We start from the raw sequence: 18,675 nt of genomic DNA, 5'->3' as shown, positions 1-18,675 counted from the left end.
AGATGAACCTTTTTTATTTCTTAAATGAAACAAAACCTTATTCAACGCGTTTTAATCCGTCTAAATTTTCAATTTTAATTTGCTTTCCTTTAGTCGAAATCAAGCCTTCTTTTTTAAACTGAGATAACACACGAATAGCAGACTCTGTTGCAGTCCCCACCATATTTGCAAAATCTTCCCGAGAAAGCAATACACTCAGAGTTTTATCCGGATTAACTCCAAAACTATTATGAATATAAACCAACGTTTCAGCCAGACGCTGGCGAACAGATTTCTGGGCCATATTTACAATAATATCATCGGCTTCTCTTAAATCATTGGCCATGCTTTTAAGCACATCAAAAGAAAAATTAGGGTTTTTCTGAAGATCACTTATAATTTCACTTTTCGGAATGAAACACACCTCCATATCATTAAGCGCTACAGCCTGAAGGTTTGAAGCTTCATCGGTAACCAAAGACCGTTGCCCAAGTAAATCGCCTTTAACCACCATTTTCACAATCTGGTCTTTGCCGTTTTCACTTAATTTAGACAATTTGCATATACCATCTTTAACACAGTACACCCCGTTAACCATCTCCCCTTCTTCAAAGATGACTTCTCCTTTTTTTATAACTTTTGAAGTCTTACAACTAGAAATTCGTACTAACTCATCTTTGGTTAAAGACTTTAGCGAATTAAATTGTTTTATTATGCATTGCTCGCACTTTCCCATACCCTATAATTATCATGTAAAATTAAAGAAAACATAACAAATATCATATTTAATTTTTTCATAACTTGTAATCTTTGCAACAGGTATTAAATGAGCAAATTATATAATGAACAAGCAAGAATGTTTTCATTGCGGGTTAGATGCAAGCACTTCAAATATTAAATTAGACGACAAGTCATTTTGTTGTACAGGTTGTAAAACGGTTTATGAAATATTTTCAGAAAACGATTTAACTTGCTACTATGATTTACAGCAAGCACCCGGTTCTACGCCTAAAGATATTGAAGGCAAGTACAACTTTTTAGAAAACCAAAAGATTGTAGATCAGCTTTTAGAATTTAACAACGATAATACACAAATTGTTACCTTATACATACCTCATATCCATTGCAGTTCCTGCATCTGGATTTTAGAGAACCTCAACAAACTTCATCAGGCCGTTTCAGCATCCACAGTAAATTTTGGAAAAAAAACAGTTCGAGTTACCTACAATGCAGAATTATTAAACTTAAAAGAATTAGTGACTTTATTAAGTAGCATTGGCTATGAACCATTCATCAGTTTAGACGATTACAGTGTTGGCAAAAAGCAGGTAAACCGAAGCCTAATCTATAAATTAGGGATTGCAGGTTTTGCCTTTGGAAATGTTATGTTTTTATCTTTTCCTGAATATTTTGAAGTGGGTGAATTTTGGCTAGAACAGTTTAAACCTATGTTTCGATGGCTTATGTTTGCCTTTTCTGTACCTGTAGTATTTTACTCTGCTCAAGATTATTTTATTTCAGCTTACAAAGGATTGCGCTCGAAACTTTTAAATATAGATGTTCCAATAGCCCTGGGTATTGTTGTACTTTTTTTAAGAAGTACTACCGAAATTATTTTAGATACCGGCTCAGGATTCTTCGATAGCCTCACAGGGCTTGTATTCTTCCTATTACTTGGAAAATTTTTTCAGCAAAAAACATATTCTTTTTTATCATTCGAAAGAGATTATAAGTCTTATTTCCCCATAGGCATTACGAAAATAAACAATGACGGATCTGAAGAGTCTGTTCAGGTTTATGATATAAAAAAGGGCGATCGTTTACTCATTAGGAATGAAGAACTAATTCCTGTCGACTGTATTTTAATAAAGGGGCAAGCTCGAATTGATTACAGCTTTGTTACGGGTGAATCTAAAACCGTGTCAAAACAATCGGGAGATAAATTATTTGCTGGTGGAAAACAACTTTTTGGAAGTATTGAAGTAGATGTTTTAAAATCGGTAGAACAAAGTTACCTGACCCAGTTATGGAGTAATGACGTCTTTAAAAAAGATAAATCTTTAGCTTTTACAAACATCACCAATAAAATAAGTAAAAACTTTACTATTGCTATTTTATTTATCGCTCTTATAAGTACCTCCTTCTGGTTAATTTATGATGCTTCCCTTGCATTAAACGTATTTACTTCGGTACTTATTATCGCCTGCCCTTGTGCCATTGCTCTTGCTGCGCCTTTCACTTTTGGCAACATACTGCGTATATTAGGTAAAAAGAAGTTTTACTTAAAAAATGCGAACGTTATAGAACAATTAGCGAAAATAAACACCTTAATTTTCGACAAGACGGGTACCATTACCACTAATCAGGAAACTAAAATTAATTATGAAGGCTTAGAATTAACAAAAGATGAAGAATCCCTCTTAAAAAGCACTTTACGAGGATCGAATCATCCATTAAGTCGTACTTTATATCAAATTTTAGATGAACATGATATTCTTACCCTAGATGCTTATGAAGAATATTTAGGAAAAGGTATTGAAGCTAGTTATAAAAATGAAAACATCAAGATCGGGTCGGCACCATTTGTTGGGCAAACTCAAGAAACAAACACCTTAAATACATCGGTATACGTTAGTACAAATAACACCTATAAAGGTAAATTTACCTTTTACAATGCCTATAGAAAAGGATTAGCTCTACTTTTCAACAAATTAAAAAAAGACTACGATTTGGTAATTCTTTCTGGTGATAATGAAGGCGAAAAAGAAAATCTCACCAAATTATTACCTACAAAAACAAAAATGCTTTTCAACCAAAAACCAGATGATAAACTGGAATATATAAAATTCCATCAAAGTGAAGGTGCACATGTGCTTATGATTGGTGATGGTTTAAACGATGCAGGCGCCTTAGCTCAAAGTGATGTTGGCATTGCAATATCAGAAAATGTCAATGTCTTCTCACCCGCCTGCGATGCCATTCTAGACGCATCAAAATTCAAAGAATTATACAATTATATAAAATTATCGAAGTCAGCCATTAATGTAATTAAGTGGAGTTTTGCACTTTCTTTCATATATAATATTATCGGTTTATACTTTGCAGTTACTGGGCAGCTAACGCCTGTATTTGCAGCCATATTAATGCCTTTAAGTTCTATAAGTATTGTTGTTTTCACAACCCTGATTACCAATTTATTAGGCAATAAATTAGATTAAACATGATAAATATCATATTTTTAAAGAAGACTTGATTTTACTTTTGACCAATAACTTCAATTAGGTATGAGTGTTATTTATATTTTACTAGCTATTAGTATAGTTGTAGCTATTGTCTTTTTTATCGCCTTTATTATGGCTGTGAAAAATGGACAATATGACGATAGTTACACCCCTTCGGTACGCATGCTTTTTGAAGACGAACTCGTTAAAACCAAATCCAATAAATCTATACTAACCAAAAAAGAATAATCAATAGTACTATGGAAATACAACAATTTCAATACGATAACAAAATCGTAAAAAACTTCATTTATGCAACGATGCTATGGGGTGTTGTAGGGATGCTAGTGGGACTTTTACTAGCTTTTATGTTTTTATTCCCTAATCTTACCGATGGGATATCCTGGTTAAGTTTTGGTAGATTGCGCCCGTTACACACCAATGCTGTCATTTTTGCTTTCGTTGGTAATGCGATTTTTGCGGGTGTTTATTATTCAACCCAACGCTTACTTAAAGCCCGTATGTTTAGTGATGCCTTAAGTAAAATAAACTTTTGGGGATGGCAACTTATTATTGTTGCAGCAGCCATAACCCTACCGTTAGGTTACACCTCATCTAAGGAATACGCCGAATTAGAATGGCCGATAGATATTGCCATTGCCTTAGTTTGGGTTGTTTTTGGATGGAATTTAATTGGTACTATTTTAAAAAGAAGGCAACGCCACTTGTACGTAGCTATCTGGTTCTATTTAGCCACATTTGTTACGGTAGCGGTACTTCATATTTTTAACAGTTTAGAATTGCCTGTTAGTGCTTTAAAAAGTTACTCGGTTTATGCCGGCGTTCAAGACGCCTTAGTACAATGGTGGTACGGACATAATGCGGTAGCATTCTTCCTGACTACACCATTCTTAGGACTTATGTATTACTTTGTTCCTAAAGCAGCGAATCGCCCGGTTTATTCGTATAGATTATCCATTGTACATTTCTGGTCATTAATATTTATTTATATCTGGGCAGGACCTCACCACTTATTATACACGGCGTTACCAGAATGGGCTCAAAACTTAGGGGTGGCCTTTTCTGTTATGTTACTAATGCCTTCTTGGGGTGGTATGATAAACGGTTTATTAACCTTACGTGGTGCCTGGGATAAAGTACGAACTGACCCTGTTTTAAAATTTATGGTAGTAGCTATAACAGGTTATGGTATGGCTACCTTTGAAGGGCCTACCCTATCTTTAAAAAATGTAAATGCTATTGCCCACTTTACAGACTGGATTATTGCACACGTACACGTGGGTGCATTAGCGTGGAATGGATTTATGACCTTTGGTATGATTTACTATCTGGTTCCACGATTATTTAAAACTAAATTATTCTCTATTGGATTGGCCAATTTACACTTTTGGATTGGTACTTTAGGTATAATTTTATATGCTCTTCCAATGTATGTCGCTGGATTTACCCAAGCAAGTATGTGGAAACAGTTTAATCCAGATGGCACATTAACTTATGGTAACTTCTTAGAAACTGTTACAGAAATTATTCCAATGTATTGGATGCGGGCTATTGGTGGAACTTTATTCATTACTGGTATGCTTATTATGGTTTATAACATTATAGTAACCATTAAACAAGGTAGCACAGTAGAAGACGAATTAGCAGAAGCTCCTGCTTTAGAACGCGTTACCAACAAACGTACTGCTAATGAAGGATGGCACACCTGGTTAGAACGCAGACCTATTCAATTAACCATATTAGCAACTATTGCTATTCTAATTGGAGGTATCATTCAAATTGTACCAACCATAATGGTGAAATCGAATATCCCGACTATTGCCAGTGTTAAACCTTATACCCCATTAGAGTTAGAAGGACGAGATATCTACATCCGTGAAGGTTGTGTGGGCTGTCATTCACAAATGATACGTCCTTTTAGAAGTGAAGTAGAACGTTATGGAGAGTACTCTAAAGCAGGTGAATATGTTTATGACCATCCATTCCTTTGGGGTAGTAAACGTACAGGACCAGATTTACATCGTGTTGGCGGTAAATATTCAGACAACTGGCACTTTAACCATATGTACGATCCACAAAGTACCTCATCGGGATCTATTATGCCAAGATACCCATGGCTAATTACTGGTAGTAGCAGTACGTTAGATAAATCTCAAACAGAGGCTAAAATGAAAGCTATGGTCTCTCTAGGGGTACCTTATTCTGAGGAGGACATTGCCAATGCACAACAAAGCATGACTGAACAAGGATCTCAAATTCAACAAAACTTATATAGCGACCCCGATTTTGTAGCTTCTTATGAAGCAGACAAAAAATATGCTGCTGAAAATGACCAAGATTTCACAGAAATGAAAGACCGAGAAATTGTTGCTCTTATAGCATACTTACAGCGCTTAGGAACCGACATTAAAGTTGAAACAGTACAGAATTAACCATCAAAACTAATAACCATGTTAAAATTTGTAAAAAACTATATGGATAGCATTTCTGGAATAGAAATATTCCCGATTATATCGCTACTTATCTTTTTCTCATTTTTTGTAATTCTCTTTTGGTGGGTTTTTACTGCTAAAAAAGACTACATCAATAAAGTAAGCAACATGCCATTAGACAACCAAAACGACGACATATCATGAGACAATTAATTCCATCGTGGATACGTGTACCACTTATATTTTTCATCATTTTTGGATTTACAGAATATATTATTGATTCTGGTGATAAACCAGCTTTTGTAGAATACCCTGCAGTCGCATTATTCCTTCTTCTGGTACTTTTAATTTTAATTGCTATTGAAGCCATTATTAGTGCCCTAGAAAATGTAATGCTTCAAAAATTAGATGAAGAAGCCAAAGAACGATTTTTAGCCGAAAAAGCGAGTAGTAAACAATTTACTTGGTTGAAAAAAACATATTTAAAGCTTCTGGGATCTAAACCTATTGAAGAAGAAGATGAAATTATACTAGACCATAATTATGATGGCATAAAAGAATTAGACAACAATTTACCACCTTGGTGGCTATACGGCTTCTATATATCCATTATTTTTGCTGCTATTTATTTATTAAGATTCCATGTATTTAATGGCCCTAGTCAGTTCGATGAGTTAGACACAGAATTAGCCGAAGCAAAAGCAGCTATAGAAGCTTATAAAAAAACAGCAAAAGATTTAGTAGATATTAATACGGTTACCTTACTTACCGATGCATCTGACTTAGAAGCAGGAAAGAATATATACGAGACAAATTGCGTGGCTTGTCATATGGCTGATGGTGGTGGCGGAATTGGCCCCAATTTAACAGATGAATACTGGATTTTAGGTGGAGACATAAAACATGTTTTTAAAACAGTTAGTGAAGGTGGTAGATCTGGAAAAGGCATGATTGCCTGGAAACAGCAATTAAAACCATCTGAAATAGCACAGGTATCGAGTTATGTATTAAGCTTACAAGGTACCACACCAGCAAACCCAAAAGATCCACAAGGAGATTTATGGGTGAGTGAATCGGCAGAAACACAAGAAACAACAGCTGATTCATTAACTGTCTCAGAATAGGGACTATTAATAGCAAGAAACCAAGGTTACCATTATACAAATAAGACATTAAGGTAATCTTGGTTTAACTTTAAAAAAAGCCATGGAAACCCCAGAGAATGAAATATTCAGAGATTCTATTAGCACGGTAACCGAAGAGGGCAAACGTGCATGGGTATATCCAAAAAAACCAAGTGGAAAATTTTATGAATATCGAAAATGGGTTAGCTATTTATTACTAGCATTTTTATTTTTATCACCTTTTATAAAAATAAACGGAAACCAGTTTCTATTGTTCAATATATTAGAACGCCGATTTAATATATTCGGATTCCCCTTCTGGCCACAGGATTTCTATTTGTTTGTAATTTCTATGATTATAGGTGTGGTTTTTATCACCCTGTTCACCGTAGCTTTTGGTCGTATTTTTTGTGGCTGGATATGTCCACAAACCATATTCATGGAAATGGTTTTCCGTCGAATTGAATATTGGATTGAGGGCGATAGAGGTAAACAATTACGCCTTGCAAAACAACCTTGGAATGCTGAAAAAATTAGAAAAAAAGGACTGAAACTATTAATCTTTTTATTCATTTCGTTTTTAATAGCAAATGTATTTCTAGCCTACCTCATAGGAAGTGATCAATTAATTGAATACATAACCGATGGTCCTACAAGCCATATTAGTACCCTCATTTCATTATTAATATTTACAGCAGTCTTTTATTTTGTTTTTGCATGGTTTAGAGAGCAGGTTTGCATCATAGCCTGTCCTTACGGAAGGCTTCAAGGTGCCTTACTAGACAACAAATCTATTGTCGTGGCTTACGACCATAAACGTGGTGAGAGCGAAAATGGCAGAAAGAAATTCAGAAAAAATGAAGATCGTGATGCCCTAGGTTATGGTGACTGTATTGACTGTTTTCAGTGTGTAAATGTATGTCCTACGGGAATCGATATAAGAAACGGTACCCAATTAGAATGTGTGAACTGTACTGCCTGTATTGATGAGTGTGACCACATTATGGAAAGCATTAATAAGCCAAAAGGACTTATTCGTTACGCCAGTGAAGATAACATTGAAAACAAAACGCCTTTTAAACTAACTGCCAGAATGAAAGGCTACATAGCGGTATTAACCATTTTAATTGGTTTATTAACCGGTATGCTGTTTTTAAGAAATGAAGTTGAAGCGACGGTTCTCCGATTACCAGGCCAACTTTACGAACACAAAGACAACAATATTATTAGCAATGTGTTTACCTACAAACTTGTTAATAAAACCAACAAAGATATAAGCGATGTAAGCTTTAAACTGCTTTCGCACAAAGGAGAACTAAAACTGGTTGCTACCAGCGATGATTTTACCGTGCCAAAACAAGGAATGGCTGAAGGCACTTTGTTTATAGAAATTAATAATATGGTATTAACAGGAGATAGAAATAAAATTAAAATAGGGGTATTTAAAGGCGATGAACTTATTGAAACGACCACGGCCAACTTTTTAGGCCCAAGGCGTTTTAGGTAAGTCGCATTAGGGATTGAGGAATTGTTGAAGCTCCTTAAAAAGAGCGACTTCCGAAAGCCCGACCCAAGGTACGAAGGGTAATGCCTAAATAAAAAAACAAATAGTTATGAAAATAAATTGGGGAACAGGAATTGTTTTAGCTTTTATAGGTTTTATTAGCTTTATTATGTATTTCATTATAACCATGAATGTGGACTCTAAGTACAATCACGATTTAGTAACTGAAGATTATTATGGTGAAGAACTACATTTTCAGCAAGATATTGACAAACTTAAAAACGCTCAAAATTTAAGCGAAAATGTAAGTTATGAAAAAACAGATGAAGGCTTACTAATTGCTTTTCCACAAAATATTGACATTACAAAAGTTACCGGACATGTGTTCCTATATAGACCATCTAACAAACAATTAGATTTTGATACTAAAATATCATTATCTAAACCCTATTTGCTCATACCTGACAAACGTTTGGTAGATGGTCGTTGGAACATAAAAATTGATTGGCAATACAATAATGAAGCCTATTTATACAAAGAAACAATAAATTATTAATATGCTAGTTTCAGCATTTATTTTTGGTATTCTGGGGAGTTTCCACTGTGTCGGCATGTGCGGACCTATTGCTTTTATGCTTCCTGTAGACCGAACGAATGCTTATAAAAAACTATCCCAAATTACTATTTATCATTTTGGACGCATTATGGCTTATGCTATAATTGGTCTGGTTTTTGGACTTATTGGTAAAAGTTTAAATTTATTCGGATTTCAACAACAACTCTCTATTATTGTGGGTGTTTTAATGATTGCTCTTGTAATCGTTCCTCAGAATACGCTTAATAATTACAACATATCCAAACCTATTTACAGACTTATTTCGAAAATTAAGTCAGCCCTGGGAACTGCTTTAAAAAAGAAAACTAACGACACCTTTTTAACCATTGGTTTTTTAAATGGCTTTTTACCCTGTGGCCTGGTTTACATGGCCATCTTTGCAGCTATAGCCTCGGGTGCGGCACTAAAAGGCAGCCTTTATATGATTCTTTTTGGTATGGGAACCATTCCTCTAATGACCTCTGCCATTTATTTTAGTCAGTTTTTAAAAAGTTCTATGAAGCAAAAAATACAAAAAGTCATTCCTGTTTTTGTAGTTTTAATTGGAGCTATTTTTATACTTAGGGGTTTAGGCCTTGGAATTCCATACATTTCCCCAACTCCTGTGCATGATGTTATATCCAGTGAAATAAACTGTCACTAATTAGAAATTATTGTTAAAATTCGATAATTTAGCCAATAATTTCGTGACTATTTTATAGTATTACAGTTGATTTTAACGAAAGATTAGTTCTTATTGAAATTTATGTAGGATACTGTAAATAATGCATTTGGCATCTAGATCAGTTTTAGACAAATAATACCTGTCACTACTATTTCAATTTAAGATATCATAATATAACAAATATGACAGAATCAAATATGTCTCCTTGGCAACGTTTTATGGGGATACTCCAACTTGAACGACGCGACCTTATGCAAGTCTTTTATTACGCCATCTTTTCAGGTATTGTTGCCTTATCATTACCTTTAGGTATTCAAGCTATCATTAACTTAATTCAAGGAGCTCAGGTTTCGACCTCATGGATTGTTCTTGTTATTTTAGTTACTGCTGGAACCGCCTTTTCAGGAGGTTTACATTTGATGCAATTACGCATAATTGAAACTATCCAACAACGAATTTTTGTACGTGCTTCGTTTGAATTATCCTTTCGATTTCCTAAAATAAAAATGTCACATTTAAGAGACTATTACCCACCAGAATTAGCAAATCGATTTTTTGACACCTTAATAATTCAAAAAGGTTTGGCTAAAATTCTAATAGATGTACCTACAGCTGTATTACAAATTATATTTGCATTAATACTGCTTTCATTCTACCATCCGTTTTTTATATTTTTCGGGATATTACTTTTAACCCTTATTTTGGTCATATTTAGATTCACAGCAAGACAAGGATTAAAAACCAGCTTAAAAGAATCCAAAGACAAGTACCGTGTTGCACATTGGATTCAGGAAGTAGCAAGGAGCTTAGTAAGTTTTAAACTTTCAGGAAATACCAATTTTGCGGTATCGAAAAACGACCTTTTGGTTGCAGACTATTTAAAATCAAGAGAAGGTCATTTCAAAATTTTAATGCTACAATTCATTCAAATGATAAGCTTTAAAGTTATTGTAACGGCTAGTTTATTACTTATTGGTGGTGGCTTAGTCCTCACGCAGGAAATGAATATTGGACAATTTGTTGCAGCGGAGATTATTATATTACTTATTATAAGTTCGGTTGAAAAACTCATTATAGGCTTAGAATCCTTTTACGATGTACTTACCTCTATTGAGAAAATTGGTCAGATTGTCGATATAGATTTAGAAAATCAAACGGGAGAAAACATCTTAGCAGATACAGAGTTAGACTTAGAACTTCGTAACGTATATTATGACGTACCAGATCGGGATGTACATATTCTAGATGACATTAACTTAAAAATTAACCAACAAAGCCGCGTGCTGTTATTGGGTGAAAGCGGTGCCGGTAAATCTTCATTACTACGACTCATAGCTGGTATTAATGAACCTACTTCTGGTTATATTCACGTTAACAACTTCTCTATTAAAAGTATTAAACCCAACGATTACCGAGCCTTATTAGGCCTATCTTTAACCGAAGAAACTCCTTTTGAAGGCACCATAAAAGACAACCTGACTTTCGGTAACACTAATATTACCGACAAAGAAATATTTCATGTATTAGAAAATGTTGGACTAATTGAATACGTAAAAGATCAGCCAAAAGGATTACATACCATATTATATCCAGACGGTAAACGCATGTCACATACCGTATCGAAAAAAATTGTATTGGCCAGAGCAATTCTAAAAAAACCTAAACTACTAATTTTAGAAGACGCTCTAGATCGTTTTAACCCTAAAGAAACCAATGCTATAATTAATTATTTAGCCGATAAAAAAAGGCCTTGGGGATTAATTGTTGTTAGCGGCAATCCTATTTGGAACTCGAAGTGCAATAAGGTTATCGAGCTAGATAAAGGACGAATTAAAACTAGATACAATGCTTAATATTACACATAACAAACTGAATACTAAGGTTGATATCATGCAATTTAAATCGACCGAAACCATTTTTAACAAAGCCTATTACAAACAATTTAATAGATTTTTACTTGCACTAGGAATTATTTTACTAATAATCCTGTTTTTACCTTGGACTCAAAATATAACTGGGCAAGGACAGGTCACAACTCTTAAACCAAACCACAGACCTCAAACTATACAGTCACCAATTCCGGGACGTATTGAAGCTTGGTATGTACAAGAGGGGGATTATGTAAAAGAAGGTGATACTATTTTAAGAATCTCGGAAGTAAAAAGTGAATATTTCGATGATAAATTAATGGAACGTACCAACGACCAGATTAATTCGAAATCTTCCAGTCTAGATGCCTATAATAATAAAGTAAAAGCCTTAAGTCAACAAATTGTAGCCCTTACTAAAGAGCGTAGTTTAAAAATTGAACAAACAAAAAATAAGCTGCTACAAGCTCGTTTAAAAGTTAAAAGTGACAGTATAGATTTAGAAGCAGCTAAAACAAATATTAGCATTGCTGAACGACAATACAATCGTATTGAAACGCTTCAATCAGAAGGTCTTAAAGCCGTAAAAGATGTAGAAGAAAAACGATTAAAACTTCAGGAAACTCAAGCTAAAATTATTTCACAAGAAAATAAATTTTTAGGAAGTAAAAATGAAGTTTTAAATGCTGAGATAGAACTATCCAGAATTAAAGCATCATATACCGATAAAATATCGAAAGCACAAAGTGATTTATACACTGCAAAGTCAAGTGCCTTTGACACCGAGGCTCAAGTTTCTAAATTAGAAAATTCATACTCTAATTATAAAAAAAGAAATAGTTTACTGTACGTAACGGCACCTCAAAATGGATTTATAAACAAGGCATTAACCGGAGGTATTGGTGTTACCTTTAAAGAAGGTGAGTCCCTTGTAGGTATCATGCCCGAAAATTATCAAATGGCTATTGAAACGTATGTAAAACCTATCGATTTACCACTGCTACACATAGGTGAAAAAGTGCGTGTTCAATTCGATGGATGGCCGGCTATCGTTTTTAGCGGATGGCCCAATGTCTCTTACGGAACGTATGGCGCTAAGATTGTTGCTATAGAAAACTTTATCAGTCCAAATGGTAAATACCGTATTCTACTTGCACCTGACGAAACCGATCATAAATGGCCTCAAGCAGTTCGCATTGGATCAGGGGCTAAAACTATTGCATTGCTAGAAGATGTCCCTATTTGGTTTGAATTATGGAGGCAGATTAACAGCTTCCCTCCTAATTATTATCAACCAATAAGTAACTCAACAACTAAAAAATAATATTAAATGAGAGCTTTCTTTATAGGCATATTATTTTTTACAAGTACGCTTTTATGGGCTCAGGACAGCACATCTGTCATTACCCTTTCGGAATATTTAGGTTATGTAAAATCCTTTCACCCAATAGTAAGGCAGGCTCACTTAGTGGTAAATGAGGGAGAAATAAAACTCATGAAAGCACGAGGAGCCTTCGACCCAAAATTTGAAGTTGATTATGCTAGAAAGAAGTTTAAAGGTACCGAATATTACGATAAGTTAAATGCTGCCTTCAAGATTCCTACTTGGTATGGTATTGAGTTTAAAGGTAATTTTGAAGAAAATACAGGCTATTACCTCGACCCTGAAAACACGGTTCCCGATGATGGTTTATATAGTGTTGGCGTATCAATTTCGCTAGCAAAAGGCTTACTAACTAATAAACGTATGGCCTTATTAAAACAGGCAAAAATGTTTAATAACCAAGCAAAAGCCGACCGCCAATTACTCGTTAACAACATTCTTTTTGATGCTACAAAAACCTATTTTAATTGGCTTAAAACCTATAACGAAAAACGTGTCTATGAAGATTTTTTAGATAATGCTGAAATGCGTTTTAACGGTATTAAAAAGAACTATGAAGTTGGCGAAGCCCCGGCTATAGACACGCTTGAAGCACGCATTGCCCTTAATAACAGGAAATTAAGTTTAGAAAAAGCAAATATAAATTATATAAAAGCGTCTTTAGAATTATCGAATTTCCTGTGGCTTAGCGAAGATACACCGGTAGAAATTCGCGATCATATCATACCAGACATTACTACCAACGATATAATAGACCAAACACTTAATACAAGTGCATTTGATATTGCCAGTTTAGATCTAGATAACCACCCAAAGATGCTATCATTAGATTATAAACTTCAAAGCTTGAATATTGAAAAAAACTTATCGATAAATAACCTCTTACCTACGGTCGATTTACAATATAATTTCTTGTCTCAGACCCCCGAAATTGCCAGATCATTTAGTACGTCAGCATACAAAAGCGGATTAAACGTCAGCATACCTTTATTTCTTAGAAAGGAACGCAGCGACTTAAAATTAGCCAAATTGAAAATACTCGATACTGAGTTTGAAATTCAAAACACACGACTTGCATTAAAAAACAAAATTGATGCGACAAACCAAACGCTTACATCCTATAAAACTCAAAGTGCCTATCTGGAAACCATTGTTGATGATTACCAAACTATGCTAACGGCAGAAGAGCGTAAATTCTATTTAGGAGAAAGTTCTCTTTTCTTAGTGAATTCAAGAGAATCTAAACTTATTGATGCTAAATTAAAGGCTATCTCTTTAGAAACAGATTATTTAAACACAAAGGCTAGCATGTCTAATATTTTAGCTTTAGAAAAATTTGAATAACAAAAAAAGAGAGAGTACTTAAGTGCTCTCTCTTTTTTATAATTACACATACTTTATCATTAATTTTTGTCAGATTTTAAAAGTCATTACTGGAATGGTTGCATGATTTGCAATATCCTCTCCAATGCTACCTTCAAAGAAATGTGCTAAACCTTTTTTACCATGTGTCGGAATGGCAATCATATCGGCACCTTCTTTTAAAGCAAAATTTAAAACACCATCTTCTACCGTATAATCAGACACGTAATTTACATTAGATAGGTTATCCAAATTACCATCTGCTTTGTTTAAGAAATTCACCACACGCTTCTCGATTTCTAACGAGCTTTTAAAACGTTCGTTAGGTAAATTAACATAAACCAATTTCAATTTCCCTCCAATTAAGTTAAACATTTTAGAAGCGTTTATATATGGTTTAATGGCATCTTCTTCAAAATCGCAGGCAAAAACAACATCATTAAAATCAACATCGTTAAGCATATTTTTCACCACTAAAACTGGAATTTCTGAATTACGAACTACACGTTCAGTATTCGAACCAACAAAAAATTCTTTCACTCCACTAGCTCCATGGGACCCCATCACAATTAAATCCGCACGATGCTCTTTGGCCACATCATCAACCTCGCTAAAAACTTTAAAATGTTTTATAATGGGTGTTATCTTAATATCACTTAAATAATCCTTTTTCAGGAAATCTTCAAATTTCTGTTCCGATAACTTAATAAAGAAACTAGCTTTTTCATACTGCAAACCTTCAGAAGCCGTTAGCATTAAATCAGACATTTCAAGCATATGAAGTACTAATACTTCGGCATCATATTTTCTAGCTAAACGAGCTGCCGTTTTTAAAGCAAATTCTGAATGTTCAGAAAAATCAATTGGGACAATAATTTTCTTCATGAGTTTAGTTTTTATAGATTAAACCGTCATAGAAAACAACTGAGTATCTGGCTGCTTTCGTTGCAATAACAAGTCGAAAGCCATACAAATATTCCTAACAAATGGTTGCCCTTTAGCTGTTACTTCAATCGTATTACTTCCTATTTTAAGCAACCCATCTTTTTCCATCTCCTTTAGTCTTACTAAAACATCTGGAAGTTCTTCAAAAAACAAATCATTGTTAGTCCATGTTGTTTTAAATTGGCACATCAAGTTAAGAATATGCTTTCGGATAATCAAATCTTCCTCATTTAAAATATGTCCACGGTATACAGGTAATTTGTTGTTATTTATTAGTGCATAATACGATTCAATACTTTTTTCGTTTTGAGCAAAGCCATACCAGCTATCACTAATTGAAGAAACACCTAAACCAATCATAGCCTGAGTTTTAGATGCCGTATACCCCATAAAATTTCGATGTAATTTACCGGACACCATCGACTTATACAAGCTATCTGTGGGTAAGGCAAAATGATCCATACCAACCTCTATATAACCTACATCCGCCAATAATTTTTTACCCAATTCATATTGTTGGCGTTTCACTTCCGGAGTCGGCAAATCCTCATCGTTGAATCCTCGTTGACCATTACCTTTAATCCATGGCACGTGCGCATAACTATAAAAAGCCAACCGATCGGGTAATAACTCCTTGGTCTTCAAAATAGTTTGTTCAACATGTTCAATGGTTTGAAAAGGGAGACCAAAAATAATATCATGCCCAACCGAAGTATACCCAATTTCTCTTGCTAATTCTGTAGCCCGTTTTACATGCTCAAATGGTTGAATTCTGTGAATTGCCTTCTGAACTGTTTCATTATAATCCTGAACACCATAACTAACCCTTCGAAATCCAACATTAAAAAGCGCTTGTAAATGTTCTTTAGTTGTATTATTCGGGTGACCTTCGAAACTAAACTCATACCCCTCGGCTAATTTGGCATCTTTTAGTATTCCCTGAATTAAACAAGTTAAATTTTCTGGACTAAAAAAAGTTGGAGTCCCACCACCCAAGTGTAACTCTTTAATTATAGGAGTGTCATCAAGCAACTCTAAATACAGCTGCCATTCTTTTAAAACGGCATTTATATAAGGACTCTCTACACTATGCTGTTTAGTAATACGTTTATTACACCCGCAAAATGTGCATAAACTTTCACAATACGGTAAATGAATATATAGACTAATTCCTTCTGCTAAATTACTTTCATTAAATGATTTAACTAAAGATGATTTCCAACCTAATTCAGAAAAAGTCTCTTGATTCCAATACGGGACTGTTGGATAACTCGTATAGCGAGGCCCTGCTATATTATATTTACTAATTAACAAATTTGACATACCTAACATTTATAGTTCAAAAGTATTGTACAGGCAAGAGTAAAAAAATGATATATGTCATGTATAAATTTGTACAGGCTTGAATAAAATTATAACTTTCGGATAAATAAAAAATTCATTAAAATGAAAAAAATATTCACATTATTACTAGTGGTTTTAGTTGCTTTCACTTCATGTAAAGACAAGAAAAAAGAAACTCAAGAAATTAAAGCTGAAACAGCTGAAAAATTTATTGTAAAACCTGAAGGTACATCGGTAAAATGGACCGCATATAAAACAACCGAAAAAGTGCCCGTTGGTGGTGAATTTAAAATCTTAAAGTTCGATAATAAAGAGGGGGCAACGCCTCAAGAAGCTTTAAATGGTCTTACGTTTTCTATTCCTGTAAGCAGCCTTTTCACGAAAGACGCAAGTCGGGATGAAAAACTTAAGTCTTTTTTCTTTGGAGTCATGTTAGACACCGAACTTATTAAAGGTACTATTAAATTTGCCAACAACCAATATATGGCAACACTTACAATGAATGGAGTAACGAACGATTTACCTTTAGAATTCAGTATAGCAGATGAGCGCCGTGTAACACTAACAGGAACCATGCAACTTAAAGATTGGAATGCGCTTGAAGCTGTAGAATCTATAAACAAAGCTTGCTTCGATTTACACAAAGGAGCTGATGGTGTTAGCAAAACCTGGGAAGATGTTGCTATTGAAGTAAATACGTATCTACGTAAAAACTAGAATAATTAAAATTTTTACTACAATAACGAAAAGCTACTTATCACAAGTCGCTTTTCTCTTATTATTTTATTACTTTCGACATTCTAAATCCTTTGAATGCAATTAGAAACTCTCGTAAAACAATTTAAACAAAAGGACGAAAAGGCTTTCGAAACCTTATACGATATGTATCACGAAAGTATGCGAGGTGTTATTTTCAATATTGTTAGAGACGCCGATATTGCTGAAGAAATAATGCAGGATGTATTTATAAAAGCCTGGAATAATGCCTCAAGTTATTCCTCTGAAAAAGGACGTTTTTTTACATGGATATTAAACATAGCCAGAAACGCCGCCATAGATAAAACGCGCTCTAAAGCATTTAAAAATTCCAAACAAAACCTTGATTCAAATTTTTTCGTAGATATCTTAGAGACTAAGGACAGCCTAGATGAAACGACCAATAGTATTGGTATCGCTAAATTTGTAAAACAGCTATCGAAAAAATGTATCGAAATTATTGAATTGCTATATTTTAAAGGTTATACCCAATCTGAAGCTTCTGAAAGTCTTGAAATGCCAATCGGAACAATAAAAACGAGAAATCGTAACTGTATTAAAAATTTAAGAAGTCTGGTATTAGAATAAATGGATATTAAAGCTTACATAGAATCTGGAATTTTAGAGCTATACGTAGCCGGAGCGCTTTCTGAAAAAGAAAATCAGGAAGTATATTCTTTGATGCAACAATATCCAGAAATTGAAAAGGAAGTTATAGAAATTGAAGCAGCCATTGTTAGACTTACGGGAAGTACGATTGAATCAGACTTAGGAATAGAATCTTTTGAAAAAATAAAAAATCAATTAGGCCATAATAAAGTAATTACAATTACTAAATCCAAATACAACTGGATTACCTACACTGGATGGGCTGCTAGCATCGTTTTAGGACTAGGTTTACTATATACGACTAACAAGAATAACCAATTACAATCTGATATTCAGATTAGTAAAACACAACAATCGCTTTTAGAAACTCAAATAGAAAATTCAAAAAGTAATTTAAAAGAGGCAAACACTTTAATTAGTGTATTACGCGATGAAAACATCCTTAAAATACCTTTAGCCGGACAAGGTAATTTTGCCAATACCTTTGCCAAGGTTTATTGGGACAAAAAGGCACAACGCATCTTTTTAGACGCAGAAGGCTTGCCAGAACCACCGCAAGGCAAAGTATACCAAGTATGGTCGCTAACCTTAAACCCACTTACACCTACCAGTTTAGGTACCATCGATAATTTTAATCAAGATAGCAATAAAATATTTGAAATAACAAACCCTAATAACAGTGAAGCCTTTGGTATTACACTCGAGCCAGTTGGAGGTAGTGAAACACCAACTATGAATCAGTTATATACATTAGGAGTTATTAGTGCTTCTTAAATAAAAAGAAATTTAAATTTATTATAACCAAAATTGCTTACTAAGCCCTATTAGGTACAACCTCGAAATAAA

General features: G+C 34.2%; 17 protein-coding genes. 14 read left to right on the top strand and 3 right to left on the bottom strand.

The window, feature by feature from the left end:
* Positions 1 to 37: 37 nt before the first annotated feature.
* Positions 38 to 715 carry a Crp/Fnr family transcriptional regulator gene (locus tag H611_RS0112510; RefSeq protein WP_027138701.1) on the bottom strand — a complete coding sequence of 226 codons (678 nt, stop codon included), beginning with the start codon at positions 713 to 715 and terminating at the stop codon, positions 38 to 40.
* A 106-nt stretch (positions 716 to 821) separates the two neighbouring features.
* Here H611_RS0112510 and H611_RS0112505 point away from each other — a divergent pair, with 106 nt between their 5' ends.
* The 11 genes from H611_RS0112505 to H611_RS0112455 all read left to right on the top strand — a co-directional run bounded on the left by H611_RS0112505 (position 822) and on the right by H611_RS0112455 (position 14,157).
* Positions 822 to 3,197 (top strand): heavy metal translocating P-type ATPase, encoded by a 2,376-nt coding sequence (locus H611_RS0112505; protein WP_027138700.1) that lies wholly within the window; start codon positions 822 to 824, stop codon positions 3,195 to 3,197.
* A gap of 66 nt (positions 3,198 to 3,263) precedes the next feature.
* Positions 3,264 to 3,449 carry a cbb3-type cytochrome oxidase assembly protein CcoS gene (gene ccoS / locus H611_RS0112500; protein WP_027138699.1) on the top strand — a complete coding sequence of 62 codons (186 nt, stop codon included), beginning with the start codon at positions 3,264 to 3,266 and terminating at the stop codon, positions 3,447 to 3,449.
* A gap of 11 nt (positions 3,450 to 3,460) precedes the next feature.
* Entirely contained in the window at positions 3,461 to 5,653 is a 2,193-nt protein-coding gene (gene ccoN / locus H611_RS0112495) for a cytochrome-c oxidase, cbb3-type subunit I (RefSeq protein ID WP_027138698.1), read from the top strand.
* A gap of 18 nt (positions 5,654 to 5,671) precedes the next feature.
* Positions 5,672 to 5,857 carry a cytochrome c oxidase subunit IV gene (locus tag H611_RS0112490; RefSeq protein ID WP_027138697.1) on the top strand — a complete coding sequence of 62 codons (186 nt, stop codon included), beginning with the start codon at positions 5,672 to 5,674 and terminating at the stop codon, positions 5,855 to 5,857.
* Positions 5,854 to 6,777 (top strand): cbb3-type cytochrome c oxidase N-terminal domain-containing protein, encoded by a 924-nt coding sequence (locus H611_RS0112485; protein ID WP_027138696.1) that lies wholly within the window; start codon positions 5,854 to 5,856, stop codon positions 6,775 to 6,777. Before H611_RS0112490 ends, H611_RS0112485 begins: the two co-directional genes overlap by 4 nt.
* A gap of 82 nt (positions 6,778 to 6,859) precedes the next feature.
* The gene (ccoG, locus tag H611_RS0112480; protein WP_027138695.1) at positions 6,860 to 8,284 is read left to right on the top strand and encodes a cytochrome c oxidase accessory protein CcoG; all 1,425 of its coding nucleotides are present in this window, start codon (positions 6,860 to 6,862) and stop codon (positions 8,282 to 8,284) included.
* A gap of 106 nt (positions 8,285 to 8,390) precedes the next feature.
* Positions 8,391 to 8,837, top strand: coding sequence for a FixH family protein (locus H611_RS0112475; protein ID WP_027138694.1), 447 nt, complete (start codon positions 8,391 to 8,393; stop codon positions 8,835 to 8,837).
* Position 8,838: 1 nt separating this feature from the next.
* Positions 8,839 to 9,540 (top strand): sulfite exporter TauE/SafE family protein, encoded by a 702-nt coding sequence (locus H611_RS0112470; protein WP_027138693.1) that lies wholly within the window; start codon positions 8,839 to 8,841, stop codon positions 9,538 to 9,540.
* Between the two features lie 203 nt (positions 9,541 to 9,743).
* Positions 9,744 to 11,414 carry a peptidase domain-containing ABC transporter gene (locus H611_RS0112465; protein WP_027138692.1) on the top strand — a complete coding sequence of 557 codons (1,671 nt, stop codon included), beginning with the start codon at positions 9,744 to 9,746 and terminating at the stop codon, positions 11,412 to 11,414.
* Positions 11,407 to 12,753, top strand: coding sequence for an HlyD family secretion protein (locus H611_RS0112460; protein WP_027138691.1), 1,347 nt, complete (start codon positions 11,407 to 11,409; stop codon positions 12,751 to 12,753). Before H611_RS0112465 ends, H611_RS0112460 begins: the two co-directional genes overlap by 8 nt.
* 6 nt (positions 12,754 to 12,759) lie before the next feature.
* Entirely contained in the window at positions 12,760 to 14,157 is a 1,398-nt protein-coding gene (locus H611_RS0112455) for a TolC family protein (protein ID WP_027138690.1), read from the top strand.
* 69 nt (positions 14,158 to 14,226) lie between these two features.
* Here H611_RS0112455 and H611_RS0112450 read toward each other — a convergent pair whose 3' ends face one another.
* Entirely contained in the window at positions 14,227 to 15,060 is an 834-nt protein-coding gene (locus H611_RS0112450) for a universal stress protein (RefSeq protein WP_027138689.1), read from the bottom strand.
* Positions 15,061 to 15,078: 18 nt separating this feature from the next.
* Positions 15,079 to 16,443: an oxygen-independent coproporphyrinogen III oxidase gene (gene hemN, locus H611_RS0112445; RefSeq protein WP_027138688.1), complete on the bottom strand. Its 1,365-nt coding sequence runs from the start codon at positions 16,441 to 16,443 to the stop codon at positions 15,079 to 15,081.
* A gap of 123 nt (positions 16,444 to 16,566) precedes the next feature.
* On the opposite strand from hemN, the gene H611_RS0112440 reads away from it, so the two are divergent.
* The 3 genes from H611_RS0112440 (at position 16,567) to H611_RS0112430 (ending at position 18,603) form a co-directional block, all read left to right on the top strand.
* Complete coding sequence (locus H611_RS0112440; RefSeq protein WP_035483837.1) at positions 16,567 to 17,181, top strand: YceI family protein; 615 nt, start codon at positions 16,567 to 16,569, stop codon at positions 17,179 to 17,181.
* Positions 17,182 to 17,277: 96 nt separating this feature from the next.
* Positions 17,278 to 17,808, top strand: coding sequence for an RNA polymerase sigma factor (locus H611_RS0112435; RefSeq protein WP_027138686.1), 531 nt, complete (start codon positions 17,278 to 17,280; stop codon positions 17,806 to 17,808).
* Positions 17,809 to 18,603, top strand: coding sequence for an anti-sigma factor (locus H611_RS0112430; RefSeq protein WP_027138685.1), 795 nt, complete (start codon positions 17,809 to 17,811; stop codon positions 18,601 to 18,603). It abuts the gene before it with no gap.
* Positions 18,604 to 18,675: the final 72 nt, after the last annotated feature.

The organism is Gaetbulibacter saemankumensis DSM 17032 (assembly GCF_000425645.1).
Lineage (GTDB): Bacteria > Bacteroidota > Bacteroidia > Flavobacteriales > Flavobacteriaceae > Gaetbulibacter > Gaetbulibacter saemankumensis.
This window is presented reverse-complemented; position numbering and strand designations above follow the sequence as displayed.

Bases quoted from the DNA above. Each gene is read 5' to 3' on its own strand.
- H611_RS0112510 (WP_027138701.1), bottom strand. From the start codon at position 715: ATGGGAAAGTGCGAGCAATGCATAATAAAACAATTTAATTCGCTAAAG.
- H611_RS0112505 (WP_027138700.1), top strand. From the start codon at position 822: ATGAACAAGCAAGAATGTTTTCATTGCGGGTTAGATGCAAGCACTTCA.
- ccoS (WP_027138699.1), top strand. From the start codon at position 3,264: ATGAGTGTTATTTATATTTTACTAGCTATTAGTATAGTTGTAGCTATT.
- ccoN (WP_027138698.1), top strand. From the start codon at position 3,461: ATGGAAATACAACAATTTCAATACGATAACAAAATCGTAAAAAACTTC.
- H611_RS0112490 (WP_027138697.1), top strand. From the start codon at position 5,672: ATGTTAAAATTTGTAAAAAACTATATGGATAGCATTTCTGGAATAGAA.
- H611_RS0112485 (WP_027138696.1), top strand. From the start codon at position 5,854: ATGAGACAATTAATTCCATCGTGGATACGTGTACCACTTATATTTTTC.
- ccoG (WP_027138695.1), top strand. From the start codon at position 6,860: ATGGAAACCCCAGAGAATGAAATATTCAGAGATTCTATTAGCACGGTA.
- H611_RS0112475 (WP_027138694.1), top strand. From the start codon at position 8,391: ATGAAAATAAATTGGGGAACAGGAATTGTTTTAGCTTTTATAGGTTTT.
- H611_RS0112470 (WP_027138693.1), top strand. From the start codon at position 8,839: ATGCTAGTTTCAGCATTTATTTTTGGTATTCTGGGGAGTTTCCACTGT.
- H611_RS0112465 (WP_027138692.1), top strand. From the start codon at position 9,744: ATGACAGAATCAAATATGTCTCCTTGGCAACGTTTTATGGGGATACTC.
- H611_RS0112460 (WP_027138691.1), top strand. From the start codon at position 11,407: ATGCTTAATATTACACATAACAAACTGAATACTAAGGTTGATATCATG.
- H611_RS0112455 (WP_027138690.1), top strand. From the start codon at position 12,760: ATGAGAGCTTTCTTTATAGGCATATTATTTTTTACAAGTACGCTTTTA.
- H611_RS0112450 (WP_027138689.1), bottom strand. From the start codon at position 15,060: ATGAAGAAAATTATTGTCCCAATTGATTTTTCTGAACATTCAGAATTT.
- hemN (WP_027138688.1), bottom strand. From the start codon at position 16,443: ATGTCAAATTTGTTAATTAGTAAATATAATATAGCAGGGCCTCGCTAT.
- H611_RS0112440 (WP_035483837.1), top strand. From the start codon at position 16,567: ATGAAAAAAATATTCACATTATTACTAGTGGTTTTAGTTGCTTTCACT.
- H611_RS0112435 (WP_027138686.1), top strand. From the start codon at position 17,278: ATGCAATTAGAAACTCTCGTAAAACAATTTAAACAAAAGGACGAAAAG.
- H611_RS0112430 (WP_027138685.1), top strand. From the start codon at position 17,809: ATGGATATTAAAGCTTACATAGAATCTGGAATTTTAGAGCTATACGTA.